Annotated in this window: 11 protein-coding genes; 10 read left to right on the plus strand and 1 reads right to left on the minus strand. The window is 68.7% G+C overall.

Annotated features, from left to right (window positions below; translation table 11 throughout):
* The first annotated feature begins 103 nt into the window (after positions 1 to 103).
* On the plus strand, positions 104 to 3,142 hold the full coding sequence (locus FFS23_RS10435; protein ID WP_249340626.1) for a TonB-dependent receptor domain-containing protein: 3,039 nt from the start codon (positions 104 to 106) through the stop codon (positions 3,140 to 3,142).
* 115 nt (positions 3,143 to 3,257) lie between these two features.
* Here FFS23_RS10435 and FFS23_RS10440 read toward each other — a convergent pair whose 3' ends face one another.
* Complete coding sequence (locus FFS23_RS10440; RefSeq protein WP_038659824.1) at positions 3,258 to 3,608, minus strand: DUF6481 family protein; 351 nt, start codon at positions 3,606 to 3,608, stop codon at positions 3,258 to 3,260.
* A 165-nt stretch (positions 3,609 to 3,773) separates the two neighbouring features.
* Here FFS23_RS10440 and FFS23_RS10445 point away from each other — a divergent pair, with 165 nt between their 5' ends.
* The 9 genes from FFS23_RS10445 (at position 3,774) to gspD (ending at position 15,050) form a co-directional block, all read left to right on the plus strand.
* Positions 3,774 to 4,445: a spermine/spermidine synthase domain-containing protein gene (locus FFS23_RS10445; protein WP_137898573.1), complete on the plus strand. Its 672-nt coding sequence runs from the start codon at positions 3,774 to 3,776 to the stop codon at positions 4,443 to 4,445.
* Between the two features lie 56 nt (positions 4,446 to 4,501).
* A complete protein-coding gene (locus FFS23_RS10450) occupies positions 4,502 to 5,488 on the plus strand; it encodes a quinone oxidoreductase family protein (RefSeq protein ID WP_137898574.1) in 987 nt (328 codons plus the stop codon).
* Positions 5,489 to 5,889: 401 nt separating this feature from the next.
* Positions 5,890 to 9,258 carry a glycosyltransferase gene (locus FFS23_RS10455; protein ID WP_137898575.1) on the plus strand — a complete coding sequence of 1,123 codons (3,369 nt, stop codon included), beginning with the start codon at positions 5,890 to 5,892 and terminating at the stop codon, positions 9,256 to 9,258.
* Positions 9,259 to 9,506: 248 nt separating this feature from the next.
* Positions 9,507 to 9,806, plus strand: a complete 300-nt coding sequence (locus tag FFS23_RS10460; RefSeq protein ID WP_137898576.1) for a hypothetical protein — start codon at positions 9,507 to 9,509, stop codon at positions 9,804 to 9,806.
* A gap of 68 nt (positions 9,807 to 9,874) precedes the next feature.
* Entirely contained in the window at positions 9,875 to 10,624 is a 750-nt protein-coding gene (gene modA / locus FFS23_RS10465; protein WP_137898577.1) for a molybdate ABC transporter substrate-binding protein, read from the plus strand.
* Positions 10,624 to 11,313, plus strand: coding sequence for a molybdate ABC transporter permease subunit (gene modB / locus FFS23_RS10470; protein WP_137898578.1), 690 nt, complete (start codon positions 10,624 to 10,626; stop codon positions 11,311 to 11,313). Before modA ends, modB begins: the two co-directional genes overlap by 1 nt.
* Positions 11,303 to 11,905 carry an ATP-binding cassette domain-containing protein gene (locus FFS23_RS10475; RefSeq protein WP_137898579.1) on the plus strand — a complete coding sequence of 201 codons (603 nt, stop codon included), beginning with the start codon at positions 11,303 to 11,305 and terminating at the stop codon, positions 11,903 to 11,905. Before modB ends, FFS23_RS10475 begins: the two co-directional genes overlap by 11 nt.
* Before the next feature lie 65 nt (positions 11,906 to 11,970).
* On the plus strand, positions 11,971 to 12,813 hold the full coding sequence (locus FFS23_RS10480) for a type II secretion system protein N (RefSeq protein WP_038659802.1): 843 nt from the start codon (positions 11,971 to 11,973) through the stop codon (positions 12,811 to 12,813).
* Positions 12,813 to 15,050: a type II secretion system secretin GspD gene (gene gspD / locus FFS23_RS10485; RefSeq protein ID WP_249340627.1), complete on the plus strand. Its 2,238-nt coding sequence runs from the start codon at positions 12,813 to 12,815 to the stop codon at positions 15,048 to 15,050. The genes FFS23_RS10480 and gspD overlap by 1 nt, the downstream gene beginning before the upstream one ends.
* The last annotated feature ends 307 nt before the right edge of the window (positions 15,051 to 15,357 follow it).

Consider the following 15,357-nt stretch of genomic DNA (forward strand, 5'->3'; position numbering starts at 1 on the left):
GAGTCCTGAACCTAACAACAGCGTTGAGCTAAAAAATTCTTTGTTCAGGGGCTGTTAGATGATCTTCCGTGCTTCCCGGTCGCGTGCTCTGTTGGGCGCGAGCGTGCTCGCTCTCGTAGGATTGGCCAGCCCGGCTGCCGCGCAGACGGTTACGCCAGCGCCGACCCAACCCGCCGACGTCGCCGCGCAGGACCCTGGCCAGGATCAGACTGGCGTCGCCCAGACGACGGGGGCGCCGGCAGCGCCGGATCAGGCCGGAGGCGCTGATATCGTCGTCACCGGCTCGCGCATTGCGCGGCCCGAATTCGACACGTTGCAGCCGACGCAGGTGATCGGCGCGGCGCAGATCCAGAACCGCGGCTATACCAACGTCGGTCAGGCACTGACCGAGCTTCCCGCCTTCGGCCCACCGGGCAACAGCGGAGTCGGCGCGCAATCGTCCTTCGGCCCGGCGCAGACCTTCGTCGACTTCTTCGGTCTCGGTACGCAGCGTACGCTGGTGCTGGTCAATGGCCGCCGTTTCGTCTCGTCGAACACCGCCAGCATTTTTGGTCCAGTATCCGCCGGTACGCAGGTCGACCTCAACAACATCCCCTCGACCTTGGTCGAGCGGATCGAGACGGTCGCGATCGGCGGCGCACCGATCTACGGGTCCGACGCGATCGCCGGCACCGTCAACATCATCCTCAAGCGCAATTTCGAAGGCCTGAACCTCGAGGCGCAGACCGGCCTGTCCGATCACGACGATGCCCCTGACAACCGCCTAAGCCTGCTCGCCGGCAAGAACTTCGCAGGAGGACGCGGCAATATCACGATCTCGGGCGAGTATAACAAAGTCACCGGCCTGACTGCCAGCGATCGCGCGATTACCGCCGCCGGCAATTTCTTCGGCACGCCCCCCGCCTCCGCCAATTCGCAATTCGCCCGCCTGCTCTATCCGTCGCAGCGTTACAGCGCCTTCACCAGCGGCGGCGTCCCATTCAGTGAGGACGATTATCTCGCGTCACGCTCGGGCATCCGAAATGCTGCGGGCCAGCTCCAGCAGTTCGGGCCGAATGGCACGCTGGTGCCGCTCGATCTCGGAACCGTGCTCCGTCAGGGCTATATCAGCAGCGGCGGCAACGGCTACGATTTGCCCGCACAGTCGAATCTGCTCACCAACTCCGAACGCTATATCGGCAGCGTGCAGGCGAGCTATCAGCTGACGGACAACATCCGCTTCTTCGGCGAGGGTTGGTATGTCCACGCAAAGGGCGTCAACCTGATCGACCAGCCCAATTATAATACGGCGCTGTTCGACGACGCCGGTACCCCCGACGGCAATTTGCTCGTCAACATCAACAACCCGTATCTGTCGACGGCCGATCGCGCGACGATCGCCGCCAATCTCGCGCCCGGCCAACAGCAATTCTACGTGGGTCGCGCGCTCTCGGATCTGACCACCGGACGGTCGCAGGCGACGGTCGAAACCTATCGGTTCGTCGCCGGCTTCGACGGCGCACTCGACGTTGGCGGTCACGATTTCAAGTGGGAAGTGTCGGGCGTCTACGGCCGTTCGCAGACCACCGGCCGCAACTATGAGCTCGTTCAGCAGAATTTCGCCAATGCGATCGACGCGGTGCGTGACGCCTCGGGTAATATCACCTGTCGCCCCGGCGCCGTGAACGCCAACATCGCGACGCTCAACAGCACCTGCGCGCCGCTGAACATCTTCGGTGTCGGGCAGGCGAGCCAGGCGGCACGCGACTATATCTTCGCGATCGCGACGCCGCGTTCGGTCAACGAACAATATGTGTTCAACGCCAACATCAATGGCCCGGTGTTCACGTTGTTCGGCAACGACGTCAGCATCTCGGCGGGCTACGAGCATCGCGAAGAGAAGACGCGGTTCGATCCGGGTACCTATTACGCCGGCGAGACGCTCGCCGACGGTACCAAACAGCAGTTCGGCCGGACGATCCCGATCGATCCGATCGCCGGCAAATACAATACCGACGAGGTCTTCGGCGAATTGGTCGTGCCCTTCGTCTCGAGCAAGAATGCCCTGACGTGGCTCAAGACGCTCGAGTTCGACGGCGCGGCACGGTACGTCGACAACTCGTTGTCGGGTGGTGATCTCACCTGGACCGCGGGCGGCCGCCTCGGCTTCTTCCGCGATCTGACCTTCCGGGGCAATTTCACCCGGTCGATCCGCTCGCCGGCGATCACCGAGGTGTTCAATCCGACGTCACGCGCATTCGATGTGGGCAACGATCCTTGCGATGCCCGCTATGTCGGTAGCGGCCCCAATCCGTCCGTACGCGCCGCCAATTGCGCTGCGGCCGGGATCAACACCGCGACGTTCGACTCCAATTTCAGCAACTTCACCATACCGGTGACGATCGCGGGCAATCCGGCGTTGCAAAACGAGACCGCCGATAGTTGGACCGTCGGTGCGATCTTCCAGCCGCAGTTCGTCCGTGGCTTCTCGCTCGCGGTCGATTGGGTGGACATCAAGCTGAAGAACGCAATCACCTCGCTCGACGGTGCGTCACTGCTCAACGCCTGCTATGATTCGCCGGGCTATCCGAACGAATTTTGCGGCACGTTCGATCGTGACGCTGACGGCCAGCTGACGACGATCCGGGAAGGCTATTACAATGCGGCGTCCTACAAGATGGCCGGCCTGACCGTGACCGCAGCCTATCGCCTGCCGCTTGAGCGCATCGGTCTGACGAACGGCGGCGTCGTCGGCCTGTCGACCAATTATTTCTACCGCGACAAGCTTGAGACGCAGGTCGGCACCGGCGACATCGATCACACCGCTGGCGAAGTCGGCTATCCGCGTCACTCGGGTACGGCGAACCTCACCTACGACAGCGATAATTTCAATCTGCTCTTCCAGGGCCGATATATCGGCAAGGGTGCCTTCGATATCGACGAGGCGGCAAATTCCCGCGACATTCGCGGCGTCGGGGCCTGGACGGTATTCAATACGACGGTGGGTGTGAAGGTGAACCAGCAGTTTGGTCTGCGCTTCATCGTCGACAACGTCTTCGACCGCGCGCCGCCCTATCCGTCACCGGCTGGCGGTGGGACAACCACGTACTTCACGGGCATTCTCGGCCGCTATTTCCGCGCCGCGGCGAACGTGAAATTCTAGGACCGTAGTGGTCGGTCACTCGTCGGAGACGATGTCTCGATAATATGCAAAAAGGGGCCGGCGGTTTTCCGCCGGCCCCTTTCGTATCTCGAACGCGCTGGTTGTCGAAGCGACCTTACTTCTTCCCCGCGCGCTGCTTGCGGGCGGCGTAGCGGGCGTCGCGCGCTGCCTTCATCTCGGCTTCGGTCGGCATCTTGGGCTTGGCCTTCGCGGCGGCCTCGGCGGCTGCGAGCGCGGCGGCTTCGGCGGCGGCCTTCTTCTCCGCGATCGCCTGTTCGCGCGCGGCCTGCTTGTCGGCGCGCGCCTTGGCGAGCGCGGCTTCCTTGGCTTCGGCGGCGGCGACGCGGGCGGCCACCACGGCCGGGTCGAGCGGCGGCTTGGCGCGCAGCTTCTCCAACGCCGCCTGCTTGGCTTGGGCGGACAGCGCGGCGCGCTCTTGGAACGTCTGGGGCTTGTAGGCTGACATGTGGGGCGTGATGATCCTGTCGATTCGATATGGACGACGCGCAGCAGGCACGCCGTCTCGGCGACGCCCGTTAAAGCAAAACGCCCGATTCTGCAAAAACGCCCATCGCGGCGCGGCGATCGTCGCGGTAGAGGCGCGCTTTGTGCGCAGCAGGAGCGAGCCGGCATGACGCCACGCGAATTGATCGACACCGCCCCGGTCCCCGGCGGCGAGCCGCTGCGTCTGTTCCGCCGCGGCGGCGACTATATGATCGTGCTCGACCGCAACGAGCTGATGAACAGCCGGATGAGCGGCTCCGAAGAGGCGCTGGCGACGATGACGATCGACCGGCTCACCGGCCGTGCCGCGCCGCATCTGCTCGTCGGCGGCTATGGCATGGGCTTCACGCTGCGCGCCGCGCTCGCCGCGCTCGGCCCGCAGGCGCGGGTGACCGTCGCCGAACTGGTGCCGCAGATCGTCGATTGGGCGCGCGGGCCGATGGCGGCGCTGACCGCCGGTTGCCTCGACGATCCGCGCGTCGCGGTCACCTTCGCCGATGTCGCCGAGGTGATCGCCGCGACGCCGCGGACCTATGACGCGATCCTGCTCGACGTCGACAACGGCCCCGACGGGCTGGTCCGCGCTGCCAACGACCGGCTGTATGCGGCACGCGGCCTCGCCGCGGCGCGCGCGGCGCTGACCCCCGGCGGGGTGCTCGCCATATGGTCCGCCGCAAAGGACGCCGCCTTCGCCCGCCGCCTGCGCGAGGGCGGCTTCGCCGTCGACGAGGTCACCGTCCGCGCGCGCAGCAACGGCAAGGGCGCGATGCACACGATCTGGTTCGCCGTGCCGCGCTGACCGTGCAACCCCGCGCCGGCCGGACGGTTCGGAAGGCGTGGACGAAGGAGGATGAGATGAGCGAACGCGTAGCACGCATCACCCGCACCGGCGGGCCCGAGGTGATCGAATGGGTCGACGCCGACCTGCCGCCGCCCGCCCCCGGCGAGGTGCGGATGCGCCACCACGCGGTCGGCCTCAACTATATCGACACCTATCACCGCAGCGGCGTCTATCCGGTCGAGCTGCCCGCCGGCCTCGGCAGCGAGGCGGCGGGCGTGGTCGAGGCGGTCGGCGACGGCGTCGAGGGCTTTGCGGTCGGCGATCGCGTCGGCACCTTCGGCCCGGCACGCGGCGCGTACGCCACTGCGCGCAACGTCGCCGCGCAGCAGCTTCTCCACCTCCCCGACGACGTCGACGACGAGACCGCGGCGGCGTTGCTGCTCAAGGGCTGCACCACCGAATGCCTGGCCGATCGCTGCGCGCGGGTGCAGCCCGGGCAGACGGTGCTGGTCTGGGCGGCGGCGGGCGGCGTCGGCCAGCTGCTGGTCGGCTGGCTGAAGGCGATCGGCGCGACGGTGATCGGCACCGCGGGCAGTGCCGACAAGGCCGAGCACGCGCGTGCCGCCGGCGCCGACCGCGTCATCCTCCACCGCGACGAGGATGTCGCCGCGCGGGTCCGCGCGCTGACCGATGGCGATGGCGTCGCGGTCGTCTTCGACGGCGTCGGCAAGGCGACGTGGGACGCGACGCTCGCCGCCACCGCACGGCGCGGGCTGATCGTCAGTTACGGCAATGCGGGCGGCCCGGTCACCGACGTCGCGCTCGGCACGCTCGCCGCCAAGGGCTCGCTGTTCGTCACCCGCCCGACGCTGTTCGACTATTACGTCACCGCCGAGGAGCGCCGCGCCGGCGTCGACCGCGTCTTCGCAATGCTGCGCCGTGGCGCGATCCGCCCGCACATCGGCCAGCGCTACGCGCTCGAACAGGCCGCCGAGGCGCATCGCGCGCTCGAAGCCGGCGACACGCACGGCAGCACGGTGCTGGTCGTGCCGCAGGGTTAGGCCGCATCGACGAGGGGGATCCGAGCGGAATTGCTCCCCTCGGCGGGGTAAGACGCTCACATATAAAGGTTCGTGTGAGCCCCCCGTTTTCCAAACCCACCCCGTCACCCCGGACTGGTTCCGGGGTCCACCCTGCGGCGAGGAGAAAGGCTGTATTCGACGACATTCCCTTTCGGCCCGGTGGACCCCGGAACCAGTCCGGAGTGACGAATCTCATGCGGAAACCGATCGAGCCCCATCAACATAGCCACATGCAATAGCCCTGCCCGCCGGAGGGGAGGAGTGACCGAACGTCGACCCAGCACCGCGCCTGATCGCCGCCCGTGACGGCTTTGTCATCGGCGCGTCTTGATAGCGGCACCCGGTCTGGCGCATGTGGGGCGGGGGGGAAGTGCCGTATCATGTCTCAACATCCCGTGTTCTATGACGCCAGCGGGCGGCGCAAGCGGCGCTTCACGCTCGGCGTCGTCGCGTTCGTCGCGCTGGTCATCCTCGCGGTCGCGGTGTTCGCGGTGTCGATCGGCGCCGTTCCCGCGGCGCCGCTGCTGCCGGTGGACGTCGAGCGCCCGGTGCTGCGCCGGCTCGCCCCCCCGCACGGCGTCATCCGTCGCGCCAAGCGCGGCCTCAATTATTACGCCGGCGAGCTGCTCGGCACCGGCCGGGGCAAGGATGCGGCGGCCAACCCCAACCTCGCCATCGCCTTCCACACCCCCTGGGACCCGTCGAGCGCCGCCAGCCTCGAACGCCATGTCGAACAGCTCGACTGGGTAATCCCCGGCTGGGTCTCGGTCACCGGCGCCGATCATCACCTCACCGTGTTCCGCGACACCGCCGGCCGCGCCATCCTCAACCGCGCGGTGCATCGCCCGGTCGTCATCCCGATGATCCAGAATGCGACCAACGGCACCTGGGACGGCGCCGGCACCGCCGCGCTGCTCGCCGACCCCAGGGCGCGCGCGGCCTTTCTCGACCGGCTGATCCCGTGGCTGGCGGCGAACGGCGCCGGCGGCGCCTTCTTCGATCTCGAGGACCTGCCGGCGAGCGCGCAGGCGAACTATCGCACCTTCCTCGGCGAGGCGCAGCGCCGCTTCGCGCCGCGTGGCTGGAGCGTGTCGATCGCCGCGCCGGTCGCCAATCCCGACTGGAACCTGCCCGCCTACGCCCGGGTCACCGACAAGATCTTCCTGATGGCCTATGACGAGCACGAGACGAGCGGCCCTGCCGGTCCGATCGCCTCGCAGCATTGGTTCGCCGAGACCGTCGCCAATGCAGCGCGCGGCATCCCCGCCGCCAAGCTCGTCGTCGCGATCGGCTCCTACGCCTATGACTGGCACGACGGCAGCGGCGACCCGCTCGGCGTCGAGGAGGCGTGGCAGGCGGCGCGCGATTCGGGGACGATGCCCGCCTTCGACCGCGCCAGCGGCAACAGCAGCTTCGCCTATAGCGAGGGCGGCACCCGCCACGTCGTCTGGCTGCTCGACGCCGCCTCCGCCTATAACCAGATCGAGATGCTGCACCGCGCCGGCGTCGGCAGCGTCGCTTTGTGGCGGCTGGGTTCGGAGGACCCGGGCCTGTGGTCGCTGTTCGGCCGCGATCACCGCACCTTGCCGCCGCCGTCGGCGATCGACGCCATCCCCGCCGGCACCAACGTCGACATCGAGGGCGCGGGCGAGATCCTTAAGATCGCCGCCACCCCCGTGCCCGGCGCGCGCCATGCGGTGGCGGGGCCGGGTGGCGCGATCACCGACGTCCGCTTCGATCGCCTGCCCAAGGCCTATGAGGTCGATCGCACCGGCTATCGCAAGACCCAGCTCGCGCTGACCTTCGACGACGGTCCCGATCGCACCTGGACGCCGCAGATCCTCGACGTGCTCAAGCAGAAGCACGTCGCCGCCACCTTCTTCATCGTCGGCGAGAATGCGCTGACTCAGCGTTCGCTGCTCCAGCGGATGGTCGCCGAGGGGCATGAGATCGGCAGCCACACCTATACCCACCCGAACCTCGCCACCGTCTCGCCGGGGCAGGTGTGGTTCGAGCTCAACGCGACGCAGCGCCTGTTCCAGGCGTTCACCGGCCATTCGCTACGCTTCTTCCGCGCGCCCTATTTCGGCGACGCCGAACCCTCCACCGCCGACGAGATCGAGCCGGCCCTGCAGGCGCAGGAACGCGGCTACGTCTCGGTCGGCCTGCACGTCGATCCGGGCGACTGGAAGCGGCCTGGCGTCCAGCAGATCATCGACGCCACCATCGCCCGGGTGACCAGCGGCCCCGACCATTGCGACGAGGATTCGGATGCGGATTGCAGCCGCAACGTCATCCTGCTTCACGACGCCGGCGGCAATCGCGCCGAGACGGTCGCGGCGTTGCCGGTGATCATCGATCGGCTGCGCGCGCTCGGCTATCAGTTCGTGCCGGTGTCGACGCTCGCTGGCCTGTCGCGCCATGCCGCGATGCCGCCGATCAGCGCCAGCGACCAGCTCGCCGCCAATGTCGATCTCGGCCTGTTCACCATGCTCGGCGCGATGGCGATCGGCCTGCGCTGGCTGTTCGCGATCGCGATCGCGATCGGCATCCTGCGCGCGCTGGCGCTCTCCGCGCTGGCGCTGATCCAGGCGCGGCGCGAGGGGCGCACCGTCTTCCCGCGCATCGACCCCGACCGCTTCGTCACCGTGCTCATCCCCGCCTATAACGAGGAGCGCGTCATCGAACGCGCGGTGCGCGGCGTGCTCGCCTCCACCGACGTCCGGATCGAGGTGATCGTGATCGACGACGGCTCGAAGGATGCGACCTCCGCGATCGTCGCCGCCACCTTCGCCGACGATCCCCGCGTGCGCCTGCTGACGCTGGAGAATGGCGGCAAGGCGCGCGCGCTCAACACCGGACTTGAGCTGGCCAAGGGCGAGATCGTCATCGCGCTCGACGCCGACACCCAGTTCGAGCCGACGACGATCGCCCGCCTCGCGCGCTGGTTCGACGATCCGCAGCTCGGCGCGGTCGCCGGCAACGCCAAGGTCGGCAACCGGGTCAACCTCGTCACCAAATGGCAGGCGCTCGAATATATCACCGCGCAGAACCTCGAACGCCGCGCCTTCGCCCGCCTGAACGCGATCACCGTCGTGCCGGGTGCGGTCGGCGCGTGGCGGCTGGCGGCGATCCGTGCGGTGGGCGGCTATCCGCACGACACGCTGGCGGAGGATCAGGACCTCACCATCGCGATCCAGCGCGCCGGCTGGCGCGTGCAATACGACCAATATGCGATCGCCTGGACCGAGGCGCCCGAGACGTTCCGCGCGCTCGCCAAACAGCGGTTCCGCTGGGCGTTCGGCACGCTGCAATGCCTGTGGAAGCATCGCTCGGCGATCGGCCGCAGTGCCCCGCGCGGGCTCGGCTGGGTCGGCCTGCCGCAGGCGATCGTCTTCCAGATCCTGCTCGCCGCGATCAGCCCGATCATCGATCTGGCGTTGCTCGTCAGCTTCTTCGTCACCTATCTCGACATCCAGGCGCACGGCTGGGCGCAGACCAGCCACGACGTCTATACGATGCTCGGCTTCTGGCTGGTGTTCACCGCGATCGACCTGCTCGCCGCGACGATCGCCTTCGCGCTCGAACGCCGCGAGAAATGGCGCCTGCTCTGGCTGCTGATCCCGCAGCGGATCGGCTATCGCCAGATCATGTATTACGTCGTGCTCAAGGCGATAGCGCAGGCGCTGCGCGGCCCGATGGTCGGCTGGGGCAAGCTCCAGCGCACCGGCCGGGTGAGCGCGACGTGATGCGACCGCGGGGAAATGGTTATCTTGTGGCTATGCCACCCCGACGTGTTCGAATCCTCCGCGAAAGTCCACTCGCCTTCCGATGTAGTACAGTGTTCCGGCGAAAGCCGGAACCCAGGGCCAAGCAGAACAATAACCTATAGTGTTCCGGACTCCTGGGCTCCTGCTTTCGCAGGAGCACTGGTGGGCTCCCGCAACGGTTTCGAACACGTCGGAGGTCACGGATGACTGTGGGGAAGGGGTAGCGAATGACTGCGAAGCGCATCACCGTCGCGGCGCTCGGCGTCGTCGCACTCGCTGCGTGCACGACGACGCGCGGCGAGAAGCCGGTCCTGACCGCGTCGGCGGCGAAAGCCATCGCCCGCGCATGTCATGCGGTCAGCGGGACGATCGGCCACGACCGTCAGTCCGCATTGCCGTCGGCGCAATTCGTTCTGCCGCTAGGCGCGTCCTCGGCCGGCGACCGCGTCGCGCCGATGGTGGCCTGCCTCGGCGCGCGGCTCGCCGCCTATCGATACGAGACGATGAGCCTCGACGAAGTGCGTTGAAAACGTCGGTCGCGCCGGACGCAACCCTTGTATACGGCGGTATATATTCGTTGATTCGAGGTGCCGTGATGATCCGTCCCCTGTTGCTCCTGTCGCTCGCGATCGCCGCGCCCGCCGCGGCGCAGCGCAAGCCGCCGCTGGTGCTCGCCGCCGCCAGCCTTCAGGAATCGATGAACGCCGCCGCCGACGCCTGGGCGAAACAGGGCCATCCGCGCCCCGTCGTGTCCTTCGCCGCCTCCTCGGCGCTGGCGCGGCAGGTCGAGGCGGGCGGTGCCGCCGATCTGTTCGTCTCCGCCGATCAGGAGTGGATGGATGCGCTCGCCGCCAAGCGGCTGATCGTTGCGAGCAGCCGCGTCACCTTCCTCGGCAACCGCCTGGTCGTCGTCGCGGCGAAGGGCAATCCGGTCCGTATCCCCGTCCGCCCGCCCGCCGCGCTGGCACGGGTGCTCGCCGCCGGGCCGCTGGCGATGGCCGACGCGCCGGTCCCCGCCGGCCGCTACGCCGAGGCGGCGCTGCGCAGCCTCGGCGTATGGAGCGCGGTCGCCCCCAAAATCGTGCGCGGCGACAGCGTCCGCGCCGCCCTGACGCTGGTCGAGCGCGGCGCCGCGCCGCTCGGCATCGTCTACGCCACCGACGCGAGGGCCTCGTCCAATGTGCGTATCGCCGGCGTCTTCCCGGCGCGCAGCCATCCGCCGATCACCTATCCGGTCGCGCGCCTCGCCGCCTCGCGCAATCCCGAAGGGGAGGGCTTCCGCCGCTTCCTGATCAGCCGCCCCGGCAAGGCGATCTTCGCCGGCTACGGATTCACCCCGCGCTGATGCTGTCGCCGGCGGAATGGACGATCGTCGCGCTATCGCTCAAGGTCGGCGGCGTCGCGATGGCGGCGGTGCTGCCGCTCGCCTTCGCGCTGGCGTGGCTGCTCGCGCGCGGGCGCTTTCCCGGCAAGCTGCTGCTCGACGCGCTCGTCCATCTGCCGCTCGTGGTGCCGCCGGTGGTGACCGGCTGGCTGCTGCTGCTCGCCTTCGGTCCCAATGGTCCGCTGGGCAGCCTGCTCGAACGCTGGTTCGGCGTGACCGTCCTGTTCCGCTGGACCGGCGCGGCGATCGCTGCGGCGATCATGGCGCTGCCGCTGATGGTCCGCGCGATGCGGCTGTCGATCGAGGCGGTCGACCGCCGCCTCGAAAGCGCCGCGCGCACGCTCGGCGCCGGGCCGTGGCGGGTGTTCTGGACGCTGACCCTGCCGCTCAGCCTGCCCGGCATCCTCGCCGGCGCGGTGCTCGGCTTCGCGCGCTCGATCGGCGAATTCGGCGCGACGATCACCTTCGTCTCCAACGTGCCGGGGGAGACGCAGACGCTGCCGCTCGCCATCTATTCCGCGCTCCAGCAGCCCGGGGCCGAGGCGACCGTCTGGCGCCTGTCCGCCATGTCGGTCGCGCTCAGCCTCGCCGCGCTGCTGATCTCCGAACTGCTCACCCGCCGCATCCGCCGGGGCCTGCATGTCCTTTGAGGTCCGCGTCGAGAAGCGGCTCGGCGAGGCCTCGGTCGCGCTCGACCTGCATGCGGGCGAGGGGCTCACCGTCCTCTTCGGCCCGTCGGGGATCGGCAAGACGAGCGTGCTCAACATGGTCGCCGGCCTGCTCCGCCCCGATGCCGGCCGCATCGTCGTCGCCGGCCGCACGCTGTTCGATTCGGCGGGAGCGGTCGACGTCGCCCCCGAGCACCGCCGTGCCGGCTACGTCTTCCAGGACCCGCGGCTGTTCCCGCATCGCCGCGTCCGCGCCAACCTCCGCTACGGCGCCGCCGACGACAGCGGCCTCGCCGCCACCGTCGCGATGCTCGGCATCGGCCATCTGCTCGACCGCTGGCCGCGCACCCTGTCGGGCGGCGAGGCGCGCCGCGTCGCGATCGGCCGCGCGCTGCTCAGCGACCCCGCCTTCCTGCTGCTCGACGAGCCCTTGTCGTCGCTCGACCGATCGCGCCGCGGCGAGATCATGGACGCGCTGCTCCGCGTCCGCGACGAGGCCGGCCTGCCGATCCTGATGGTCACCCACGATCCCGAGGAAGCCGAACGGCTCGGCACCCGCATCGTCACCGTATGATCCCTCTTTGCCGCAAAAGCGTAACATGCCATGCGTAGGCGGACGCTGCGGGACGGGATGACTTCATGCGCTTGAAACTCGACGCGCGCACGCGGCGCCTTTTGCGCCGCTTGCCCGTCGTGAACGTCTATTCGCTGGCCGAGCTGATCCTGATCGCAGGACTGGCGACGCAGAGCGCGCGACTGGTGTGGACGCTCGTCACGCCGGTGTCGCCGCTCGGCGACTGGCGCCCGGCGGCGGTCACCGTGCCCGGCCGCCCCTATGACGTGCTCGCCGGCTTCGATCCCTTCTTCCGCCTCGGCGGGCCGCAACAGGGGCCGGCGACCGTCACCTCGCTCCAGCTGACGCTGTTCGGCATCCGCGTCGACGAGGCGTCGGGCCGCGGCTCGGCGATCCTCGCCGGTCCCGACAACGTCCAGAAGAGCGTCGCGGTCGGCGAGGAGATCCAGCCCGGCGTCCGATTGAAGGCGGTCGCCTTCGACCATATCACCATCGATCGCGGCGGCACGGCCGAGGATCTGTTCCTCGTCCAGTCCGACGCGCCCGCCGGCGCCCAGCCTGCCGCGCTCGGCGCCCCCGGCACGCCGCCCGCGCCGCCGTCGCCCGGCACCGGCGCACCCGCGGCGATCCGCGCCAACCAGATCCGCAACGAGATCGGCTTCATCCCGCGCATCGATTCGGGCCGCATCTCCGGTCTCGTCGTCCGCTCGCAGGGGTCGGGCGCGCTGTTCCGCAACGCCGGCCTGCGCGACGGCGACGTCGTCACCGCGATCGGCGGCCGGCCGGTCAGCGGCCCGCAGGACCTCGACCGCGTCACCGCCGATTTCGCCGGCGGCGGCAACATCCCCATCACCGTCGAACGTGGGTCGCAGACGCTTGCGCTCGCCATCACGATCGCGCCCAATTGATGAAGACGGTTCCCATGAAGACGCTCGCCTACGCCCTGCTGCTGTCCACCGCCGCGCTCGCGCTGCCGACGACGGCGCTGGCCCAGACCACGCTCAACGTCCGCGACGCCGACATCCGCGCCTTCATCGCCGACGCCGCCAAGGTGACGGGCCGCACCTTCATCATCGACGCACGCGTCAACGGCAAGGTGACGGTGGTCACCGACCGGCCGCTCAGCCGCTCCGAATATTTCGAGACCTTCCTGTCGACGCTGCGCGCCAACGGACTCGTCGCGGTGCCGACCGGCAACGGTGCCTTCCGCATCCAGCCGATCGACAATGCCGCCTCGCAGCCGAGCCGCATCGGGTCGGCCGGCGCCAACCGCAACAGCTTCGTCACCGAGATCGTCCGCCTCCGCTCGATCGACGCGACGCAGGCGATCGAGACGGTGCGCCCGCTGGTCAGCGCGCAAGGGTCGGTCAGCGCCAATCGCGGCTCGAACAGCCTCGTCGTCGTCGATTTCGGCGACAACATCCGCCGCATCCGCGAGGTGCTGCGCCGCGTCGATGCCGACAATGCCTCGACCCGCGTCGTCGCGCTCAAGAACGCCAGCGCGAAGGAGATCGCCGCCGCCCTGCAGGGCCTCGCCACCGGCGCGCCCGGCGGGCAGGGCGGCGGCGGTGCGCAGGGCGGCGTCGGCACCAGCGTCACCGCGGTCGACAGCAGCAATTCGGTCATCATCCGCGGCGACGCCAACAGCGTCGCGCGCCTCGTCCAGGTCGCGCAGGACCTCGACCAGAAAGCGAAGAACGGCACCGAGATCCGCGTCGTCTTCCTTGAGAATGCCGACGCCGCGCAATTGCTCCCCGTGCTCCAGCAGCTCGTCGGCCAGACTCCCGATGCGGTGCAGGAGACGCAGCTCTCGCGCACGCAGACCGGCTTCGGCAGCAGCACCGGCGGCAGCGGCGGGCAGAGCCAGCAGCGTCAGGTGACGCAGGCACCGGTCCAGCAGCCAAGCGGCGGCGGCAGCGCCAACGGCCCCAACCAGCCTGCGATCACCACTCAGGGCGGCCGTACCGCCGCGGTCGTCACCCGGTTCCAGGGCGCGAACGCGATCGTCATCGCCGCGCCCGCCGATATCCAGCGGCAATTGGCTGACGTCGTCCGCCAGCTCGACACCCGCCGCGAACAGGTGCTGATCGAGGGGATCGTCGCCGAAGTCTCCGATTCGACGGTCAACAAGCTCGGCGCGCAATTCGTCCTCGCCAACCCGTCGGGCGGCGCCTTCGCGGCCTCTACCTTCTCGAACAGCGCGCCCAACATCCTCCAGATCGCCGGCGCGATCGGCGCGCGCGAACTGTCGAACAACACCACGACGACGGTCGCGAATGGCGTTGTCACCACCGTGACCAACAATACCGCGTCCGATACGCTCACCCAGTCGGCGCTCAATTCGATCCTCAGCTCGACCGGCGGTTTCGGCGGCTTCGGCGGCAAGATCGGCGACGTCCTGTTCGGCGCGATCATCAACGCGGTGAAGAGCGATACGACGTCGAACCTGTTGCAGGTCCCGCATCTGGTGACGGTCGACAATCAGGAAGCGCACAGCCTCGTCGGCCAGGAGATTCCGATCACCACCGGCCAGGCGCTGTCGAACAATTTCGACAACACCTTCCGCACCACGCAGCGCGAGAATGTCGGTATCGAGCTGACCGCGCGGCCGCAGGTCAATTCGAGCGGCACGGTCAAGCTCAACCTGCGCCTCGAGGTCAGCTCGATCGCCGGCCCGGTGTCGAGCGACAACAGCGACCTCATCCTTAACAAGCGCGAGATCGAGACGACGCTGACCGTCGACGAGGGCCAGATCGCGGTGATGGGCGGGCTGCTCAGCGACGAGGAGCGCCGCACGATCGAGAAGATCCCGCTGCTCGGCGACATTCCGGTGCTCGGCAACCTGTTCAAGTCGAAGGCCAAGTCGCGCAACAAGACCAACCTCATGATCTTCATCCGGCCGACGATCCTGCGCAGCGCCGCCGACAGCCGCCGGGTCGCCGAGCAGCGCTACGGCTACATCCGCCTGCAACAGGGGCTGCAATCGCCCAACGAGGAGCCGTCGATCGACCAGCTGGTCCGCGACTATCTCGGCGCCGCACCGCCGATCCCCTCGGCACCGATCCCCGGCAACATCGAGGACCCGCGCATCGCGGTGCCGATCCAGCACAATACGACGAAGGTCATCCGCCCGAGGGACCGATGAGGACCACGCCCGCCGCGCATACCCCCCCATCGTCATCCCGGCGACAGCCGGGACCCATGGACGCGGCGCGGTCGGCGTCGGCGCGCGCCACCGGCGTCCCGCACCCATGGCTCCCGGCCTTCGCCGGGATGACGAAGGAAGAGGGCGCATCTCTCACCCCCAAGACCGTCATCCCCGCGCAGGCGGGGATCCATACGCGCGGACCTCGCGGTGCTATCGCAACACCTGCGCGTCTGGATCCCCGCCTACGCGGGGATGACGAAAAGGGGGAGGCGCCCGTCGCGATCCTCCCTACCGCCACGGGAGT

Source organism: Sphingomonas sp. 2SG, assembly GCF_005503285.1.
GTDB classification, from domain to species: domain Bacteria; phylum Pseudomonadota; class Alphaproteobacteria; order Sphingomonadales; family Sphingomonadaceae; genus Sphingomonas; species Sphingomonas taxi.